Origin of the sequence: Arthrobacter sp. B1805 (assembly GCF_002929745.1) — a bacterium.
Classification (GTDB): domain Bacteria; phylum Actinomycetota; class Actinomycetes; order Actinomycetales; family Micrococcaceae; genus Arthrobacter_D.
The window spans coordinates 68,705-87,588 of the sequence record NZ_PJIQ01000002.1; the positions used below are offsets into that span (position 1 = coordinate 68,705).

Sequence of the window (18,884 nt, forward strand, 5' to 3'; positions counted from 1 at the left end):
GATAGTACTGACTACTGGGACCGCGAAGCGATCTCGGCCGCCGCTTCCTGGTAGGAGAGCGCACCGCTGGATGAAGGGTCATACGTCATCACGGTCTGCTGATAACTCGGGGCCTCGGAGATGCGCACGGACCGGGGTACGACAGCCTTTAGCACCTGCTGCGGGAAATGCTCCCTGACCTCAGCTGCTACCTGTGCAGCCAGATTCGTCCGGCCGTCATACATAGTCAAGAGGATCGTGGAGACGGTGAGTTCTGCGTTGAGGTGCTTCTGAATCATCTCAATGTTCTTCAGCAACTGACTGAGACCCTCGAGCGCGTAGTACTCGCACTGGATCGGAATGAGCACTTCCTTGGCGGCAACGAACGCGTTGACCGTCAGAAGCCCAAGACTTGGCGGGCAATCGATGAAGACGAAGTCCAAGCGTGGCTCGCCCTTCTCCTCACGCTCCTTCGCATATACATCGATCGCTCGGCGAAGGCGCTGCTCTCGCGCCACCAGCGACACCAGTTCGATCTCGGCGCCGGCAAGGTGAATGGTTGCCGGCGCGCAGATCAGGTTCGGCACATCTGGGCAGGGAGCAACGACCTCTCCGAGCGGTACATCGTCTATCAGGACGTCATAGATGGAGTCCACGTCAGCGTGATGGTCGATGTTGAGGGCAGTGGAGGCATTGCCCTGCGGATCTATGTCGATCACCAGCACTTGAAGCCCAGCACTTGCAAGGGCGGCGGCAATGTTCACCGTCGTGGTCGTCTTACCCACCCCACCCTTCTGGTTGCTGATGGTCATGATCCGGGTGTTCTTCGGCTTGGGAAGGGTCTTGCCGAGCAGCTTCTCCCGGCGCCTTGCTTCACTTGCCAAGTCCCGGCCGAGGGGTGATGAGTCGTCCATCGCTTCCATCACGCTTTTTCCCTTGCTGGGCCTCTCCGTCACCGGCGCCTTCCCGCCTGCTGCAGACACACTCGGGGTTTCACGTGAAACCACACCTGTATTCGCTGGATCCGCAAACACGCCTGGTTGAATTTCTCGAAGACCGACGGCGAGCGGGGATCCTGCCACGCGGAAAGGCTCGGACTTCTTCGCGGGGGCGTCCTTGATGGTCACTCAGCAACTCACTCTCACATGCCAGACGTCATTATCTACAAGGGTAGCCGCAAGCGACCGGCGTACCTGCTTGGCGTGCCGAGCACACACCCGCAGCATTCAGACCGAGCGAAGCGGAATCCGGACAACAGTCGTCGGCTCAGCGAGCACATTCGCGCCTGCCGAAACAATTTCCGCACTTCCTCCACCGAGTTTGCGGATCAGCTTGCGCGCCTTTTCGATCTCCTCCGCAGCGCTCCGTCCCTTGATCGCTAGAACCTCCCCGCCAGGTTCGACCAACGGCAGTGTCCAGCCTACGAGCGTGCTCAGAGCCGAGACGGCCCGAGCGGTCACGTATTGTCCGGAAACCCTACCGACCACCTGTTCGGCACGGGCCCGGTGGACGCTGACATTCGACAACCCGAGGTCGGCCACCACCTCATTCAGCCAGATCACCCGTCGATCAAGAGGCTCGACGAGCTGCAGCTGAAGGTCCGGGCGTGCGATCGCAATGGCGAGCCCAGGAAGGCCGGCACCGCTACCGACGTCGACGACGGAGGCGTTCTCACTCATGAGTTCCGCCACCACCGCGCAATTGAGGACATGGCGCCCCCAGAGACGCGGGACTTCCCTCGGCCCGAGGAGCCCGCGTTCGATACCCGAGGAAGCCAGATGCCCCACGAAACCACGAGCCAGATCCAGCCGACCACCGAAAACAGCCTTTGCGGCGGTGCGCTCCTCCGATGTGGGCTCCGGAGCTTCGCCCGGATCAGAGGGAACGGTCTCAGTCATTACTGGGCGATACGACGATATGCCGCGCCTGGCCCTCGCCCTCGGACTCGCTGACGAAGCCCAGGTCAGCGACGACATCGTGCACGATCTTCCGCTCGTAGGCGGACATGGGCGCAAGCGCGACGTCGTCGCCCGTTTCCCTGACCGTCTCAACGGCGTCCTGGGCGATCTTCGTCAACTCGCGTCCACGTCGGTCGCGATACCCGTCCACGTCGAGCACCAAGCGCGAGCGTGTCTCGGTTGCAGTAAGGACGCTCAGCCGCGTCAACTCCTGCAGAGCTTCGAGTACCTCGCCGTCGTTCCCCACCAGTGAACTGAGGCCGGAGTCCGACGAATCCTCCGACACGATCGAGATGTACGTGCGTCCACTACGGACCTCGATGTCGATATCGCCGTCGATGTCAGCGATGTCGAGCAACTCCTCGAGGTAATCGGCTGCGACATCGCCTTCCTCGTCCAGCCTTGCAGCTTTGCTGCCTCCGACTGCCTCGGCAACAGGCTCTGGATCACCAAGCTCCGGGGTCTGCTCTTCGTTGTCTACCGTCATCGCCTCTTCCTCTTCTTGCGCTGGGGCTGGACTCGCTGGCCGCGAGGCTCCGGTACCGCTTCGATCGCAGGTTCGGTCTTCCGCTCTCCGAGGAGCGGCACCATCGGCAGGCCTTTCTTCGCACGCCTTTCGGCGAGGGCCTTCGCCGCCGGCGAGCCGGGGGTCGGCATGCGGCGGATGACGTAGAACTGCTGAACCATGGTCCACACGTTGGTGGTCGTCCAATACACCAGCACACCGATCGGGAAGTTGATACCACCGACACCGAACACGAGCGGAAGGATGTACAGCATGATCTTCTGCTGACGCATGAAGGGGCTCTGCATGGCCTCCTCGGACATGTTCTTCGCCATGATCTGCTTCTGCGTGATGAACTGCGACGCCGTCATCGCGATGATCATGATCACGGACAGGATGATGACGCTGATGTTCCCGTCCGAGCCGAAGCTGCCGAGGAAGGTCGAGGAGAGGGGAGCACCGAAGATCGTCGCATCATCGAACTGGCGAACCGATTCCGGCGACAACGCACCGATCTCGGCACCTTCCTCGCTTGCCCGGGAGATGCCGTTGAGCACAGTGAAGAGTGCGAAGAAGAACGGCATCTGGATGAGGATCGGCAGACATGCAGCAAAAGGATTGGTGCCGTGCTTCTTGTACAGGGCCATCTGTTCCTGCGTCATCGCCTGGCGCGAGAGCTGGTCCGTCTTGCCCTTGTACTTCTGCTGAAGCTTCCGCAGGTCCGGCTGCAGCGCCTGCATGCCTCGCTGCGCCTTGATCTGCTTCACGAAGACGGGGATCAACGCGGCACGGATGACGACGACGAGGCCGACGATCGACAGCACCCAGGTCCAGCCCGATGCGGGATCCATCCCGAGGAAGGAGAACCCCTCGTGGAACATGAACATGATCCACGACACGAGCCACCTGAACGGCGCCAGGATCGTCTCAAAAAAACCCATAATCAGTTAGCTCCTCAAGCCGCCGGGCGGCTTTCGTCATCGGCCGGGATGACCGGATGGTTCAACACAACAATCGAGGGGACCTTCCCGGAGGGGAAGGTTCTGGAACCGGCGGGTACATGGTCCACTCCGCCCGCGTTCCAGGGGTGGCAGCGCACCAACCGTCTGACAGCAAACCACAGTCCACGAACGAGCCCGTGGACGGTGACGGCCTCGAGCGCATAGGCCGAGCAACTCGGATAGAACCGGCACACCGGTCCGTACAGCGGAGAGATGACCTTCCGGTACGCGATCAGGAGTCCGATCACAGCCAGACGAGGGAACCCGATGAGGGACTTCATCACGCTGACAGCGACCTTCCTCACGATACTCCGCTTACCCTTTCCGGTGCCTCCGACCGATCGAGCCGGCGAACCACGGTAACCAGGCAGCCGGTGAAATCCTTCTGCAGGGCAACCCAGTCGCTCTCAGCGGCTGGTGGCAACGCCCGGACCACGACGTCGTAGCCGTAGGGATGTGCACTGACCCACTCCGCCGAGGCATGACGCAGCCTCCGTTTAACGAGGTTCCGGGTAACCGCGTTCCCTACGTTCTTCCCTACGATGACACCAACTCGGGAAGGCTCGGAATCGGCAGTTTTGGACCCGTATAGCACGACGTTCCGGCGCCCTGACCGGGCACCGGAACGTACGGTACGTGCAAAATCCGCTGCCGTTCGCACCCTGTGGATCATCGGAAGCACTGCGGATCCCTGTTCATTGCTGACGTGAGGAACCCCGTGCCGGCGCAATCACCCGAAGGATGCATGGCGAGGGAGGAACCGCTTATGCCGAGAGTTCGGTACGGCCCTTGCCGCGGCGCGCCGACAGGATGGCGCGACCAGCACGGGTGCGCATGCGAAGTCGGAAACCGTGCTTCTTGGCACGACGGCGGTTATTCGGCTGAAAAGTCCGCTTGCTCACTGTAGTTACTCCAGAACGATCTTGAGATGCGTCCGGCCCATTGCAACAAGGGGGAAGAACAGACTGACGCGATGAAGGTGTACATCCGACATTCGCGTTGGAGCTGTCACATCCCGAGGCCTCTTAGTACCCGGGAACATCTGTGATGGCATGCGAAATGCAGACATGTTGGACTACATAACGTTAGGGGACGCGGCGCAGGGGCGTCAAACTCGCCGTCGTCCGCCTGTGGGCACAGACCTGTGGACAACCGGGGTCGAAAACACACTACACGCATACCGACAGCACCGAGTGAGCCCTCTCACGGGGCAGTGTTCGGCGCTCCAGTCCGCTATCTTCCGCAGTTTTGATCCTCTAGTCTTGGCCATGGTCCGTTTATCCACGCCTTGTGTACAACTCTGTGGATGACGGACCTTTTCGAGCGTGGACAGCACAGCCAAGAGGGGTCTTTGTGGGTACAGATGAGGTAAACGACGTCGGGAGCTCCTGGCGTAAAGTCATCCGGACCCTCGAGCAGGACGATCGCGTCACCCCTCGGCAGCGTGGATTCATGGTCCTTGCCCAGGCGCAGGGCCTCATCGGAACGACGATGCTCATCGCGGTGCCGAACGAATTGACCCGCGAAGTACTCCAGACCCAGCTCAAGGGAGCGCTGGATGAAGCGCTGCGGGACGTGTTCCGGGAGGACATCCAGTGCGCGTTCGTGATCGACCCCGAACTCACGCCCGTCGACGAGGAGATTTCGGAGCAGGAACCGGAGGAAATCTCTCCGGAGCCGAAGGGTGAGGTCAAACCGTCCCCGACGCCTCCCAGCAATTCACACGAATTCGGGAGGCTCAATCCCAAGTACATCTTCGACACCTTCGTCATCGGCTCTTCGAACCGGTTCGCGCATGCTGCTGCGGTCGCCGTGGCCGAAGCGCCGGCCAAGGCCTACAACCCGCTCTTCATCTACGGGGATTCCGGTCTCGGTAAGACGCACCTCCTGCACGCTATCGGCCACTACGCCCGGCATCTCTACACGGGTATCCGCGTGCGCTACGTGAATTCCGAGGAGTTCACCAACGACTTCATCAACTCGATCCGCGACGACGAGGGCTCGAGCTTCAAGCAGACCTACCGCAACGTCGACATCCTGCTGATCGACGACATCCAGTTCCTGTCGGGCAAGGACCGGACCATGGAGGAGTTCTTCCATACCTTCAACGCCCTGCACAACCACAGCAAGCAGGTGGTCATCACCTCCGATCTGCCGCCCAAGCAGCTCATCGGGTTCGAGGAACGTATGCGTTCCCGCTTCGAGTGGGGCCTCCTGACGGACATCCAGCCGCCTGAGCTGGAGACGCGTATCGCCATCCTGCGCAAGAAAGCCATCAGCGACAGCCTCAGCGCGCCCGACGACGTCCTCGAATACATCGCCTCCAAGATCGCCACGAACATCCGCGAGCTCGAGGGAGCATTGATCCGGGTGACGGCCTTCGCAAGCCTCAACCGGCAGCAGGTCGACGTGAACCTGGCCGAGATCGTGCTGAAGGACCTCATCTCCGACGACGGCGCCCAGGAGATCACCTCGACGGTGATCATGGCCCAGACGGCCGACTACTTCCAGATCAGCATGGAGGAACTGTGCAGCAAGTCGCGGACCAGGACCCTCGTGACCGCTCGTCAGATCGCCATGTACCTGTGCCGCGAACTGACAGACATGTCGCTGCCCAAGATCGGAGCCGAACTCGGGGGACGGGACCACACCACCGTCATCCACGCTGACCGGAAGATCCGTGAACTGATGGCCGAGCGGCGAGCGATCTTCAACCAGGTCACCGAACTGACCAACCGGATCAAGCACAAGCAGCGCGAGGCCTGACAGCGCATCAGCACCGCCTGGTTGCGGGGCCGTAATTAACAGGTGTGGACACAGCTGTGGATAACTGGGGGAACATCGAGGGTCAGCCTGAGGAAAACCGCCCTTCTACCTGTGGATCCACGGAATCACAAGGGCGGCGCCCACAACCAGCTCCTGTGCGCGGCTCTCCGGACACACACCTTGTCCACAGGGCGGATCAGCATCAACGCCCGGGTGAGGGCACTTATCCACAGAATCCACAGCAGTTATTAACACTACGAACCTTAAACTTCAAAAAGTTCGTCAAATAACATTCTGTGTTCCGAACGACCCTCACCCACCTCCACAGCGCCTGCTGCTCCGCTCCACTGTCCGGCTAAGCTGTGAGTCAGTAGGGTTGTAGTTCCCCGTGCCCGGGTACCCCCGTGGACGACGCTGCAGCACATGTACCGACCATCCGCCGGTGTTTCGCCGGTGGCTGTTTTTTGATCTGGCGAAAGGCGGCACTGCTCCGTGAAATTCAGAGTTGAGCGGGATGTACTTGCAGAGGCTGTGTCCTGGACCGCTCGTTCCCTGTCACCACGACCTCCCGTGCCCGTCCTGGCAGGACTCCTCATCAAGGCCGAGGGTGGTTCTCTCAGCCTCGCCAGCTTCGACTACGAGATCTCGGCGCGGCTCGAAATCGCTGCCGACGTCCTGGAGGAGGGCACGATCCTCGTCTCCGGGCGCCTCCTCGCCGACATCTGCAGGAGCCTTCCGTCAGCCCCCGTCGAAGTCGCTACCGACGGGTCGAAGGTGACCCTGACATGCCGCAACAGCCGCTTCAACCTGGCGACGATGCCGGAAGGTGAGTACCCCGAGCTCCCGAAGCTTCCGGCCGTCAGCGGAGTGGTCGACGGCGATGCCTTCGCCCAGGCCGTCTCGCAGGTGATCATCGCAGCCAGCCGGGACGACACCCTGCCTATCCTGACCGGCGTCCGCATGGAGATCGAGGACGATCTCATCACGCTCCTTGCCACCGACAGGTACCGGCTGGCACTGCGCGAAGTCTCCTGGAAGCCGACGACTCCCGGAATGTCGACCAGTGCGCTGGTCAAGGCGAAGACGCTCAACGAGGTCGCCAAGACCCTCGGCGGTGCGGGAGACCTGAACATCGCCTTCTCCGAGGACTCCGAGCTCATCGGCTTCGAGTCGGGAGGCCGGCGCACCACGTCATTGCTGGTCGACGGTGACTATCCCAAGATCAGGTCGCTCTTCCCCGACAACACCCCGATCCACGCGACGGTCCAGACCGGGGCGCTCGTGGAGGCCGTACGGCGTGTATCGCTCGTCGCCGAGCGCAACACACCCGTCCGGCTCGCCTTCACCGAGGGCCAGGTCACTCTCGACGCCGGTACGGGTGAGGACGCGCAGGCTTCCGAAGCCATCGAGGCAACTCTGGACGGCGACGACATCACCGTCGCGTTCAACCCGCATTACCTGAGTGAGGGACTCGGCGCCTTCAACAGCCCGTTCGTCCGTTTCTCCTTCACTTCACCCCCAAAACCGGCCGTGCTGTCGGCCCAGGAGGACGCATCGGGCGAAGACAGGGAAGATTACAGGTACCTGCTGATGCCCGTGCGGTTGCCCAACCAATAACCTCCCGGCAGGAGATCGACCGGCCCGACCGGCCGTCGGACACATCGTCAGAAAGAGAAGCGCATGCACATCGGCCTCATCGGACTCGGAAAAATGGGATTCAACATGCGGGAGCGCCTTCGTGAGAAGGGCGTGGAGGTCACCGGCTTCGACCGCAATCCCGATAAGACCGATGTGCCGAGCCTGACCGATCTGGTCGCTGCCCTTCCGTCGCCCCGCATCGTGTGGGTGATGGTGCCCGCCGGGCAGATCACCGACGCCGTCGTGAAGGACCTCTCCGAGGTCCTGTCCGAAGGTGATCTGGTGATCGACGGCGGCAACTCCAAGTTCACCGATGACCAGATCCATGCCACCCTGCTCGCACAGAAGGGCATCCGCTTCCTGGACTGCGGCGTTTCGGGCGGGGTGTGGGGGCTCGAGAACGGGTACGGCCTCATGGCAGGCGGTAGCCAGGACGACGTCGATCTCGCGATGCCGATCTTCGATGCTCTTCGTCCCGAGGGTGAGCGCGCAGAGAGCTTCGTCCATGTCGGCGACGTCGGAGCGGGTCATTACGCCAAGATGGTGCACAACGGCATCGAGTACGGCCTGATGCAGTCCTACGCAGAGGGCTACGAGTTGCTCGAGGCGAAGGACATCGTCAAGGACGTCCACGGGACGTTCGCCGCCTGGCAGAAGGGCACCGTCGTCCGCTCCTGGCTACTCGACCTCCTGGTGAAGGCGCTGCAGGAGGACCCAGGACTCTCCCGTATCGCGGGCTACGTCGAGGATTCGGGTGAAGGCCGCTGGACCGTCGAGGAAGCGATCGCCAATTCCGTGCCCGCTCCTGCGATCACGGCGGCACTCTTCGCGCGCTTCGCATCGCGCCAGGAGGACTCGCCGTCGATGAAGATGGTGTCGGCATTGCGCAACCAGTTCGGCGGCCACGCAGTGAAGCCCGCACAGCCGACATCCGAGTAAGTGGGTACCGGTGTACGTTGAGCACCTCTCGCTCACCGGGTTCCGGAGCTATGCGCAACTGGATACGGCGCTGGAGCCGGGTATCACCGTGTTCGTCGGGCCCAACGGCATAGGCAAGACCAACATCGTCGAGGCCATCGGGTACCTCGCCACGCTGTCCTCGCACCGTGTCAGCACCGACAAGCCGCTCATTGCATTCGGCGAGGAACGGGCGATCATCAGGGGGAAGCTGGTGCGCGGATCCCAGCGCACGAGCGTCGAGGTGGAGATCAACGCCGAATCAGCCAACCGGGCCCGGATCAACAGGTCCAATCCCGTCCGCGCGAGGGACGCCGCAGGCATCCTGAAGACGGTGCTCTTTGCTCCGGAAGACCTTGCGTTGGTCAAAGGGGACCCGTCGGGCCGCCGTCGCTACCTGGATGACGCCATGGTGTCGTTGCTACCGCACCACTCCGCCCTGCGTGCCGATTACGAGCGCGTCCTGAAGCAACGGAACGCGCTGCTCAAGTCCGCCCGGGCGGCAGGCAGGTTCTCCTCCGCGCATGAGGCGACGCTCGATGTGTGGGATCAGCACCTCGCTGAAGCGGGTGCACGGCTGTTATCGGCCCGCATCGTCCTGGTCGACAAGATCCGTCCCCACGTGCAGCGCGCCTACGCCGAACTGACCGACGGTTCGAAGCAGGCCGACCTCTCCTACCTCTCGACCGTGTCCTCGTCGTCGGACCTTCTGAATGTTGATGACGACACAGCAGCCACCAGCAGCGAGCCCGAAGGGGTACTGCGCAGCGTGTCCCTGCCGGCACTCACCGAGTTGTTCGTGGCATCCCTCGTGCGCCACCGTAAAAAGGAACTCGAGCGAGGCATCTCGCTCGTCGGTCCCCACCGCGACGAGCTCGCGCTGCTGCTGGGACGGGTGCCGGCCAAGGGCTACGCGTCACACGGTGAGACATGGTCGATGGCGCTGGCCCTGAGGCTCGCCTCCTACTACCTCCTGCTGGAGGAGGACCGGACGCCGGGCGGGGATCCGGTGCTGATCCTCGACGACGTCTTCGCGGAGCTCGATGCGCAGCGGCGCACACGCCTGGCCGCGATCGTGGCGCCTGCGGAGCAGGTGCTCGTCACGGCGGCCGTGGGTGACGATATCCCCGGTGCCCTGCTCGGTCGTCAACTCCGTGTGGTGCCGGGTGCGATCGCAGACTCACAGCCGAAGGGCGTCGGCGGGCCGCCCGGGTTGAGTGCCACCTCGGGCACGGAGACGGCGACCAGTGCCTGAGCAACGATCCGCAGAGGACCCCGAATCCGGCGGCCGGCCGCGCGGACAGCATCAACCGCTGGCCGGGCCCCCTGCTGATGTGGTCGGTCGTCGTGTCGATGACCCTGAGGGTGGCGGGATCCAGAGGTCTCCCGGCAACGGGGTTTTCCCCGAGCAGGATGCACCCCGCGCACTCCTCAACAGGCTGCGGAGTGCTTCCCAAGCGAGGGGAACCCCTCGTGAGGCTCAGTCGAAGCGCGTGGGGAAGACTGCGCGGCGTCGCTATTCCCCGGAACCCGTGTACGGGGGACGGGATCCCGAGGGAGTCGGCAACGTCTTCTCGAAGATGCTCGCCGAACGTGGGTGGAAGTCGCCGGTGGCCATCGGATCGGTCCTCGCCCGCTGGGACGAGATCGTGGGTGCCGACATCGCGGCTCACTGCGTGCCGGAGAGTTTCGATGCCGACACCGTCCTCGTCAGATGCGATTCGACAGCCTGGGCCACCCAGCTGCGGCTCATCACCCCCCAGGTGCTGCAGAGGTTCGAAACCGAACTCGGGGCCGGCGTCGTCACGCGACTGTCCGTCATCGGCCCGGCCGCGCCGAGCTGGCGCAAGGGCGGACGATCGGTCAAGGGCCGCGGGCCGCGCGACACCTACGGGTGAGGAGGGCGACCGGATACCGCCCCGCTGGACGGCCTTCAGCGCAATCGGGGGTCCGCCCGGCGTATCCGTCCTCATGGAAGGTCCCTCTATCGGCTCTGGAGCCGCTTTGGGGGCCAATGAGGGGCTGTTGGTGACGGATTGTAGCCCTCCACAGGGTAGAATGGAGACAGATTGTTTTGGTCTATCCAGCTGAGGAGCCTTCTACGCCTGTGGCACACGAGAACGAGTTGAATGCAAGTGATGTCCTGATCGGCGAGGGCGAATCCCCGATCCTCGAAGCAGCCACCGAGCATGCGTATGGTGCTAGTGAGATCACCGTTCTGGAGGGCCTCGAAGCGGTTCGCAAGCGTCCCGGTATGTACATCGGGTCCACGGGACCGCGAGGCCTCCACCACCTTGTGTACGAAGTTGTGGACAACTCGGTCGACGAGGCGTTGGCCGGGTACTGCGACCACATCCAGATCACGCTGCAGGCCGATGGCGGCGTCAAGGTCGTGGACAACGGCCGCGGAATCCCCGTCGACATGCACCCCACCGAGGGACGACCCACCGTAGAGGTCGTCATGACCATCCTCCATGCCGGCGGCAAGTTCGGCGGCGGCGGCTATGCGGTATCCGGCGGGCTGCACGGCGTCGGTATCTCCGTCGTCAATGCACTCTCGAAGCGGGTCGAGACGGAAGTGCGCCGCCAGGGGTACGTGTGGCACCAGTCGTTCGCGGACGGCGGTAAGCCGGTCGGTGAACTCAGGAGGGGTGAGGAGACGACCGACACCGGGACCACGCAGACTTTCTACCCCGACGACGCGATCTTCGAGAGCACAGAGTTCGACTTCGAGACCCTCCGTGCGCGGTTCCAGCAGATGGCCTTCCTCAACAAGGGTCTCCGCATCACCCTCACGGACGAGCGTGCGGACGCGGTCGAGACCGACGAGGTGGTCGAGATCGAGCAGGCACAGGAGTCGGACGGGCAGCCGAAGCACCGGGCCGTGGAGTACCTGTACGAGAACGGGCTCCTGGACTACGTCCGCCATCTCAATTCCTCGAAGCGCGTGGATGTGATCCATGAGGACGTCATCGCGTTCGAGACCGAGAACGCGGACAAGAGGATGGCAGTCGAGGTCGCGCTGCAGTGGACCTCGGCGTACTCGGAAAGCGTGCACACCTACGCGAACACGATCAACACGCACGAGGGTGGAACACACGAAGAGGGCTTCCGCGCAGCCATGACGACGCTGATCAACAAGTACGCGCGCGAGAAGAACATCATCAAGGAGAAGGACGACAACCTCACGGGTGACGACATTCGCGAGGGACTGACGGCTGTCATCTCGGTGAAGCTGTCCGAACCGCAGTTCGAGGGCCAGACCAAGACGAAGCTCGGCAATTCCGAGGTCAAGGGTTTCGTGCAGCGCGTCGTGTCCGACCAGCTCGGTGACTGGCTCGAGCGCAACCCGGGACCGGCACGCGACGTCATCCGCAAGTCGATCCAGGCATCGCAGGCCCGTCTCGCCGCCCGCAAGGCGCGTGAGTCCACGCGCCGCAAGGGACTGCTCGAATCGGGAGGCATGCCCGGAAAGCTGAAGGACTGCCAGTCCAAGGACCCTGCCCGTTCGGAGATCTACATCGTCGAGGGTGACTCGGCCGGTGGTTCTGCTGTCCGTGGGCGGAATCCCGAGACCCAGGCGATCCTGCCCCTGCGCGGCAAGATCCTCAACGTGGAGCGGGCACGCCTCGACCGGGCCCTCGGAAACAGCGAGGTCCAGGCCATGATCACCGCCTTCGGGGCGGGGATCGGCGAGGACTTCAACGTCGATAAGGCCAGGTACCACAAGATCGTCCTGATGGCCGATGCCGACGTGGATGGCCAGCACATCACGACCCTCCTGCTGACGCTCCTGTTCCGCTACATGCGGCCCCTAATCGAGAACGGTTTCGTCTACCTGGCGCAGCCGCCGCTGTACCGCATCAAGTGGTCCAACGCGAAGCACGACTACGTGTACAGCGACCGTGAGCGCGACGAGGTCATCAAGATCGGCCTCGCCAAGAACCAGCGCCTGCCCAAGGACAACGGCATCCAGCGCTACAAGGGCCTCGGCGAGATGGACTACACGGAATTGTGGGACACCACCATGGATCCGGACCACCGCACTCTGCTGCAGGTCACCATGGACGACGCCGCGGCCGCCGATCAGGTCTTCTCGGTGCTGATGGGCGAGGACGTCGAGTCCCGCCGCAACTTCATCCAGCAGAACGCCAAGGACGTGCGTTTCCTCGATATCTGAGTGGCTGGTTCCGTCATTCTGCCGGCGCTACGAAATTTCTTGCGGGCCTGGCGGCCCTTGAAATATTAAAGCGCCTCTTCAGAACGACGGAACCACCCTTGATCGGTCGTGGGTACTGCAGGGAACAAGACATGACGAACGGAACTGACTTATGAGTGACGACATCACCGGTAACGGCAACGGATTGGACGTACCCCTCGAGGGTGAGGTCCTGACGGACCGCATCGAGCAGGTCGACCTGCAGACGGAGATGCAGCGGTCCTATCTGGACTATGCGATGGCGGTCATCGTCGGTCGCGCCCTGCCCGATGTGCGCGACGGCCTGAAGCCGGTCCACCGCCGGGTGCTCTACGCGATGTTCGACGGCGGCTACCGCCCGGACCGCTCGTTCAACAAGTGTGCCCGCGTTGTCGGCGAAGTCATGGGGCAGTACCACCCGCATGGTGATTCGGCCATCTACGATGCCCTCGTCCGCCTGATCCAGGACTGGACCATGCGGTATCCGCTGGCACTCGGACAGGGCAACTTCGGGTCCCCAGGTAACGACGGCGCGGCGGCCCCCCGGTACACGGAGACGAAGATGGCTCCGCTCGCCATGGAGATGGTGCGGGACATCGATGAGGAGACCGTCGACTTCCAGGACAACTACGACGGCAAGAACCAGGAGCCGACGATCCTTCCGTCTCGCTTCCCGAACCTGCTCGTCAACGGGTCGTCCGGCATCGCCGTCGGTATGGCCACCAACATCCCTCCGCACAACCTCAGGGAGGTCGCCGACGGCGTCCAGTGGTACCTGGAGCACCCGGAGGCCTCGAAGGAGGAGCTGCTCGAGGCCCTCATCGCCCGGATCAAGGGTCCCGACTTCCCGACCGGAGCGCAGATCCTCGGCCACAAGGGCATCGAGGATGCCTACCGGACGGGGCGTGGTTCGATCACCATGCGCGCCGTCGTCAACGTCGAGGAGATCCAGAACCGTACCTGCCTCGTTGTCACGGAGCTGCCCTACCAGGCGAACCCGGACAACCTGGCGATCAAGATTGCCGAACTCGTCAAGGACGGCAAGGTCAGTGGTGTCGCGGACCTCCGCGACGAGACCTCGGGACGCACGGGCCAGCGCCTCGTGATCGTGCTCAAGCGCGACGCCGTCGCCAAGGTCGTTCTGAACAACCTCTACAAGCACACGCAGCTTCAGGACAACTTCAGCGCGAACATGCTGGCGATCGTCGACGACGTGCCGCGCACGCTCAGCCTCGACGCCTTCATCCGTCACTGGGTCACGCACCAGCTCGAAGTCATCGTGCGCCGCACCCGGTACCGGCTGCGGAAGGCGGAGGAGGAAGCGCACATCCTGCGCGGACTGCTCAAGGCGCTCGACGCACTCGACGAGGTCATCGCCCTGATCCGCGCCTCGACGACCACAGATGAGGCCCGCGACGGGCTCATGGGTCTTCTCTCCATCGACGAGCTGCAGGCCACCGCCATCCTGAACATGCAACTCCGCCGCCTCGCGGCGCTCGAGCGGCAGAAAATCCAGGACCGCCACGCCGAACTCGAATCCATGATCACCGAATTCAACCGGATCCTCGCTTCCGAGGATGTCCAGCGCGGCATCGTCAGTACGGAGTTGTCGGAGATCGTGGCCAAGTTCGGCGATGATCGGCGCACCGAGATCCTCATGGGCTATGACGGCGACATGAGCATGGAGGACCTGATCCCGGAGGAGGAGATGGTCGTCACCATCACCCGCGGCGGGTACGTCAAGCGCACGCGCAGCGACAACTACCGTCAGCAGGCGCGCGGCGGCAAGGGCATCAAGGGCGCGCAACTGCGCGGGGACGACGTCGTCGAGCACTTCTTCGTCACCACCACCCACCACTGGTTGCTGTTCTTCACGAACCTCGGTCGGGTCTACCGTGCGAAGGCGTACGAACTCGTCGAAGCTGCCCGGGATGCAAAGGGTCAGCACGTCGCCAACCTCCTGGCCTTCCAACCGGACGAGACCATCGCCCAGGTCCTCGACCTGCGCGACTACCAGCAGTCACCGTTCCTGGTGCTCGCCACCAAGCGGGGACTCGTGAAGAAGACACGGCTCGAGGACTACGACACCAACCGGTCCGCCGGCGTGATCGCGATCAATCTCCGCGACAACGACGAGCTCGTGTCGGCACAGCTCGTCGCGAGTGATGACGACATCATGCTTGTGTCCCGCAAGGGACAGTCGCTGCGCTTCACGGCGGACGACGACGCGCTGCGGCCGATGGGTCGCGCCACGTCCGGCGTGACCGGGATGAAGTTCCGCGATGACGACGAGCTGCTCGCCGCCAGCGTGGTCACCGACGACTCCTATGTCTTCATCGTGACCGAGGGTGGCTTCGCCAAGAGGACGAAGGTCGACGACTACCGCGTCCAGGGTCGTGGCGGGCTCGGAATCAAGGTGGCCAAGCTGGCCGAGGAACGCGGTGACCTCGTCGGCGCGCTCGTCGTGCAGGAGGAAGACGAGGTGCTGGTGGTCATGGGAGGTGGCAAGGTGGTCCGTTCCGCCGTTGCCGGCGTACCCGCCAAGGGCCGTGACACGATGGGCGTCATCTTCGCCAAGCCCGACAAGAGCGACCGCATCATCGCCGTGGCCCGCAACAGTGAGCGTAGCGTTGCCGTCGAGGAGGGGTTGATCGAGGATCCCTCCGAAGCGAGCCCTGACGTCGACGTTATCGATACGGTCACGCCGCAGGAGGAACCTGCGGAGTTCACAGCCGATGAAGTACGGTTGTCGACAGAGGAAACGGCTGAGCCTGACGCTGAGTCGCCGGAACACGGAGGTAGCGAGTGAGCTCGGCCAACACCAACCCGCGAGGTCCCAGTGGACAAGTGCGGACGTCCGCTGCTCCTCCGCGGGTGAATGCTCCCGCTCGTCCCGCCCAGCGCCCTGCGTCAGCGGGAGGACAGGGAGCCCGTCCGGGACAGCGTCCTGGACTGGTCAAGCCGGCTCCGAAGGCGAAAGCCCGCAAGGCTCGGCTTCTTGTCAGCAAAGTGGACCCGTGGTCCGTTCTCAAGATGTCGTTCCTGCTGTCGGTAGCACTCGGGATCGTGACCGTGGTGGCCTCCTTCGTCATCTGGACCGTTCTGGACCTGACCGGGATCTTCGACGGCGTCAACGAGCTCCTGCGGGAGATCGCCGGTTCGGAGAGTGGCGGGTTCGATCTCCGCCAGTTCGCTTCCCTGCCGCAGGTGTTGTCCTTCGCCACGATCATCGCCGTGGTGAACGTGGTGCTCCTGACTGCGCTGGCCATGCTGTCCGCGGTGCTCTACAACATCTCGTCCACCCTGGTCGGCGGAATCGGCGTGACGCTGACCGACGACTAGGAGACCGGCCTCTTCGTCGCCTGAGAGCGATTTGAAGAATGGCGAGACACTACTGTAAAGTCGTATCTCGGCCCGAAGAGGTATCGGGGCGTATAGCTCAGGCGGTTAGAGCGCTTCGCTGATAACGAAGAGGTCCCAGGTTCAAGTCCTGGTACGCCCACGGATCCATCACTCGCAGGTACCTGCAAGGAGACTGTTGTGAAGAAGTTGCTCATTGCGGCAGCGGCTGCAGCAGGCGTCCTGGTGTACAAGCGGTGGCAGGATGCCGAGAAGAGCAAGGGTGTTTGGAGCAATGCGACGGACGACGTCGCGTAGCGAGAACGGTTGTCCGGTGCAGTTATACTGGACGAGGTTCATTTCGGGGGCATGGCGCAATTGGTAGCGCACCTGCTTTGCAAGCAGGGGGTTCGGGGTTCGAGTCCCCGTGCCTCCACCGAAAGGGAAGTCCCGGTCATACGACCGGGACTTCCCTGCTTTAAGACGTGTGTCGGTGACCCCGGAACGGTGTGGAATAGGGTTGCCCGGTGACAGTTTTCCTTTCGATCCTCGGTGTCATCGGCGTGTCCGCTTCAGGGCCCATCATGGCTGCGACAGCTGCTCCCGCGCTCGCCATCGCCTTCTGGCGCAACCTGTTGGGGGCCGTTCTGATGGGCGGACCCGCCGCTGTGTCCAAGCGGGCGGAGTTCGCGGCACTGACTCGAGCGGACTGCCGGCGCCTCGCTATCGCAGCGGCGGCACTCGCGCTCCACTTCGCCTGCTTCATCACGGCTCTCAAGCTCACCTCGGTCGCTGCGGCGACGGCGCTGGTGTGCCTTCAGGTGGCGTGGATCGCGCTCTTCGACGCATTGCTCGGGTCGAGGGCCCAGGGGACGGTGGTTGCGGGACTGGCTGTCGCCTTCGTCGGCGTAGTCATCATCACCGGATTCGATCTCTCCCTGTCGCGTGAGGCGTTGCTGGGGGACATCCTCGCTCTGGCGGGAGGCGCGCTGGCCGGTATCTACCAGATGGCAGGTGCCGCTGCCCGCAGGACCTTATCCACCGGCACCTACACGACCCTGTGCTACGGGGCATGCGCCGTGATCCTTCTCGGCATGTGCGCGGTGACCAACCAGCCGATCATCGGGTTCACTCCAGCGGCCTGGGCCGGCATCCTTGCCGTGACGCTGCTTGCGCAGATCATGGGCCACTCGGTCTTCAACCACTTGCTGGCTGTCATGAGCCCGCTCGTGGTGTCGATGATCATCCTGCTGGAGATACCCGGTGCCGCGATCCTGGCAGCGGTCTTCCTCGGGGAGAAACTACCAGCCGGCACCTACGGTGGTCTCGCACTGATTCTCGTCGGTCTGGCGGTCGTGATCCGTGGACAGCAGAGGCGGCGCAGCCGCCGTAGAACGCTCGGCCAGGAGGGCATCGCCGCTCCCCCGCCTGTTCTCGGCGGTGAGTAGCGCGGAGTACGGGAACAAGAAGACCCCCGAGCGTCTGCCCGGGGGTCTTCGTCGTCGCGATGCTCGGTTCTGTCAGGCCTGAGTGCCGTCGGATGGCTTCGCGGCATGCTTGGCGGTTTCCGTGACATCCTTCGCCCGGTCAGCGACTGCTTCCGCAGCGTGGGCGGGCTTGTCCTTGGACTCCCCCGTGTCGTTGTCGGACGTCGCGGCACGCTCTGCCGCCTCCTTGATGCTCGACACGACGTCCTTTGCGTCCTGCGAGTTCTCGCCGGATCCCGCAGGGGTCGTCCTGATCGGGGCCGGTGTCTTCCAGGGATCCTCGACGGGCTTGGAAGCCCGCCAGGCGGCGACGCCTGCAACGATCGCAGCTGAGATGATGCCGAAGATCAACCAGCCCTTGCCGGACTTCTTCGCCTGGCTCCGGTTGAGCTCCTTGGACGCCTGCAGGGTCGCGGCGACGAGGCGTTTCTGTGCGTTCTTGACGGTGTTCTTGTCGCCGGTCACCTTCGTGACTGCCTTCTCGACGACGGGAGGCACAGTGGCGGCAGCCAGCGATCGCGAGGCGGTGTCGGCGGCTTCCCCGAGCTTGCTCGACAACGCGGGCAGGTAGTCGTCGACGACCTTGCCCTTCGCGGAGTTCAGCACGGGAGTAGCCTTGTCGAGCGTTTCCTGGATCCGAGGAGTCGTCTCGTCGATGACCTGCGTGATGCGCGGGCCGACGCTGTCGATTCCGTCCTGAATCTTGGGGGTGACGACGGCGATGCCACTTGAGATACCTTCGGCCGCTTTGCGGACGGTCTCCTGCAGAGCCGGTCCGGCGGTCTCGATGCCCTTCTCCCAGCGGGGCTTCGCCCAGCCGTAGGCGGCGTCGACGTGAGGGGATGCCCACTCGCGGGCTGCCACCACTCCAGCAGCGAATGCTGCTGCAAGAGCGGCGCTCTCCTCGAGTTCGTGGGTGACAGGTACGTTCTTCTTCACAAAGACCTCCAGGGGATGGTTGCTCGTTCTGATCAGCCTACGTTGCATGGGCAGGGGGTGCTATCAGCTCAGTCCGCAAATACTCTGTTTCCCGGACCTTTCACTGTGCGCGGAATA

18 protein-coding genes and 2 tRNA genes are annotated in these 18,884 nt (G+C 63.4%); 12 read left to right on the forward strand and 8 right to left on the reverse strand.

Translation table 11 applies throughout. From position 1 onward, the window contains the following. Positions 1-11 precede the first annotated feature (11 nt). The 7 genes from CXQ96_RS02955 to rpmH form a co-directional block, all read right to left on the reverse strand. Positions 12-962: a ParA family protein gene (locus CXQ96_RS02955; protein WP_258058835.1), complete on the reverse strand. Its 951-nt coding sequence runs from the start codon at positions 960-962 to the stop codon at positions 12-14. 243 nt (positions 963-1,205) lie between these two features. After that, complete coding sequence (gene rsmG / locus CXQ96_RS02960; protein ID WP_104116551.1) at positions 1,206-1,877, reverse strand: 16S rRNA (guanine(527)-N(7))-methyltransferase RsmG; 672 nt, start codon at positions 1,875-1,877, stop codon at positions 1,206-1,208. After that, on the reverse strand, positions 1,870-2,424 hold the full coding sequence (locus CXQ96_RS02965) for a R3H domain-containing nucleic acid-binding protein (RefSeq protein ID WP_104116552.1): 555 nt from the start codon (positions 2,422-2,424) through the stop codon (positions 1,870-1,872). Before CXQ96_RS02965 ends, rsmG begins: the two co-directional genes overlap by 8 nt. Then, positions 2,421-3,383, reverse strand: a complete 963-nt coding sequence (yidC, locus tag CXQ96_RS02970) for a membrane protein insertase YidC (RefSeq protein WP_104116553.1) — start codon at positions 3,381-3,383, stop codon at positions 2,421-2,423. The genes CXQ96_RS02965 and yidC overlap by 4 nt, the downstream gene beginning before the upstream one ends. A 14-nt stretch (positions 3,384-3,397) precedes the next feature. After that, a complete protein-coding gene (gene yidD / locus CXQ96_RS02975; protein ID WP_104116774.1) occupies positions 3,398-3,724 on the reverse strand; it encodes a membrane protein insertion efficiency factor YidD in 327 nt (108 codons plus the stop codon). 20 nt (positions 3,725-3,744) lie between these two features. Next, positions 3,745-4,116, reverse strand: a complete 372-nt coding sequence (gene rnpA, locus CXQ96_RS02980; protein ID WP_258058836.1) for a ribonuclease P protein component — start codon at positions 4,114-4,116, stop codon at positions 3,745-3,747. A 91-nt stretch (positions 4,117-4,207) separates the two neighbouring features. Continuing rightward, a complete protein-coding gene (rpmH, locus tag CXQ96_RS02985; protein ID WP_022892375.1) occupies positions 4,208-4,345 on the reverse strand; it encodes a 50S ribosomal protein L34 in 138 nt (45 codons plus the stop codon). A 451-nt stretch (positions 4,346-4,796) separates the two neighbouring features. On the opposite strand from rpmH, the gene dnaA reads away from it, so the two are divergent. From dnaA to CXQ96_RS03040, 12 genes are all read left to right on the forward strand, one after another. Continuing rightward, positions 4,797-6,209 carry a chromosomal replication initiator protein DnaA gene (gene dnaA / locus CXQ96_RS02990; RefSeq protein WP_104116555.1) on the forward strand — a complete coding sequence of 471 codons (1,413 nt, stop codon included), beginning with the start codon at positions 4,797-4,799 and terminating at the stop codon, positions 6,207-6,209. A 492-nt stretch (positions 6,210-6,701) separates the two neighbouring features. Beyond that, a complete protein-coding gene (gene dnaN / locus CXQ96_RS02995) occupies positions 6,702-7,826 on the forward strand; it encodes a DNA polymerase III subunit beta (RefSeq protein ID WP_104116556.1) in 1,125 nt (374 codons plus the stop codon). A gap of 63 nt (positions 7,827-7,889) precedes the next feature. Continuing rightward, positions 7,890-8,786: a phosphogluconate dehydrogenase (NAD(+)-dependent, decarboxylating) gene (gene gnd, locus CXQ96_RS03000; protein WP_104116557.1), complete on the forward strand. Its 897-nt coding sequence runs from the start codon at positions 7,890-7,892 to the stop codon at positions 8,784-8,786. A gap of 10 nt (positions 8,787-8,796) precedes the next feature. Further along, positions 8,797-10,059, forward strand: a complete 1,263-nt coding sequence (gene recF / locus CXQ96_RS03005; RefSeq protein WP_104116558.1) for a DNA replication/repair protein RecF — start codon at positions 8,797-8,799, stop codon at positions 10,057-10,059. A gap of 118 nt (positions 10,060-10,177) precedes the next feature. Beyond that, positions 10,178-10,702, forward strand: a complete 525-nt coding sequence (locus CXQ96_RS03010) for a DUF721 domain-containing protein (RefSeq protein WP_104116775.1) — start codon at positions 10,178-10,180, stop codon at positions 10,700-10,702. Between the two features lie 269 nt (positions 10,703-10,971). Beyond that, positions 10,972-12,984: a DNA topoisomerase (ATP-hydrolyzing) subunit B gene (gene gyrB / locus CXQ96_RS03015; protein ID WP_258058837.1), complete on the forward strand. Its 2,013-nt coding sequence runs from the start codon at positions 10,972-10,974 to the stop codon at positions 12,982-12,984. 151 nt (positions 12,985-13,135) lie between these two features. After that, positions 13,136-15,811 (forward strand): DNA gyrase subunit A, encoded by a 2,676-nt coding sequence (gene gyrA / locus CXQ96_RS03020; RefSeq protein WP_104116560.1) that lies wholly within the window; start codon positions 13,136-13,138, stop codon positions 15,809-15,811. Positions 15,812-16,035: 224 nt separating this feature from the next. Further along, the gene (locus tag CXQ96_RS18760; RefSeq protein WP_258058792.1) at positions 16,036-16,344 is read left to right on the forward strand and encodes a DUF3566 domain-containing protein; all 309 of its coding nucleotides are present in this window, start codon (positions 16,036-16,038) and stop codon (positions 16,342-16,344) included. Positions 16,345-16,430: 86 nt separating this feature from the next. After that, positions 16,431-16,504: transfer RNA gene (locus CXQ96_RS03030), tRNA-Ile, on the forward strand. A gap of 38 nt (positions 16,505-16,542) precedes the next feature. Continuing rightward, complete coding sequence (locus CXQ96_RS18575; RefSeq protein ID WP_219816074.1) at positions 16,543-16,659, forward strand: DLW-39 family protein; 117 nt, start codon at positions 16,543-16,545, stop codon at positions 16,657-16,659. A gap of 45 nt (positions 16,660-16,704) precedes the next feature. Then, positions 16,705-16,777: transfer RNA gene (locus CXQ96_RS03035), tRNA-Ala, on the forward strand. A gap of 91 nt (positions 16,778-16,868) precedes the next feature. Then, complete coding sequence (locus CXQ96_RS03040; RefSeq protein WP_104116562.1) at positions 16,869-17,789, forward strand: DMT family transporter; 921 nt, start codon at positions 16,869-16,871, stop codon at positions 17,787-17,789. Positions 17,790-17,861: 72 nt separating this feature from the next. On the opposite strand, the gene CXQ96_RS03045 is transcribed toward CXQ96_RS03040, so the two are convergent. Beyond that, positions 17,862-18,767, reverse strand: coding sequence for a hypothetical protein (locus CXQ96_RS03045; protein ID WP_104116563.1), 906 nt, complete (start codon positions 18,765-18,767; stop codon positions 17,862-17,864). Positions 18,768-18,884 lie beyond the last annotated feature (117 nt).

Excerpts from the sequence above, each read along its gene's own strand:
- rnpA (WP_258058836.1), bottom strand. The coding sequence starts at position 4,116 with ATGATCCACAGGGTGCGAACGGCAGCGGATTTTGCACGTACCGTACGT.
- gyrA (WP_104116560.1), top strand. The coding sequence starts at position 13,136 with ATGAGTGACGACATCACCGGTAACGGCAACGGATTGGACGTACCCCTC.
- CXQ96_RS18760 (WP_258058792.1), top strand. The coding sequence starts at position 16,036 with ATGTCGTTCCTGCTGTCGGTAGCACTCGGGATCGTGACCGTGGTGGCC.
- yidC (WP_104116553.1), bottom strand. The coding sequence starts at position 3,383 with ATGGGTTTTTTTGAGACGATCCTGGCGCCGTTCAGGTGGCTCGTGTCG.
- gnd (WP_104116557.1), top strand. The coding sequence starts at position 7,890 with ATGCACATCGGCCTCATCGGACTCGGAAAAATGGGATTCAACATGCGG.
- yidD (WP_104116774.1), bottom strand. The coding sequence starts at position 3,724 with ATGAAGTCCCTCATCGGGTTCCCTCGTCTGGCTGTGATCGGACTCCTG.
- rsmG (WP_104116551.1), bottom strand. The coding sequence starts at position 1,877 with ATGACTGAGACCGTTCCCTCTGATCCGGGCGAAGCTCCGGAGCCCACA.
- CXQ96_RS02965 (WP_104116552.1), bottom strand. The coding sequence starts at position 2,424 with ATGACGGTAGACAACGAAGAGCAGACCCCGGAGCTTGGTGATCCAGAG.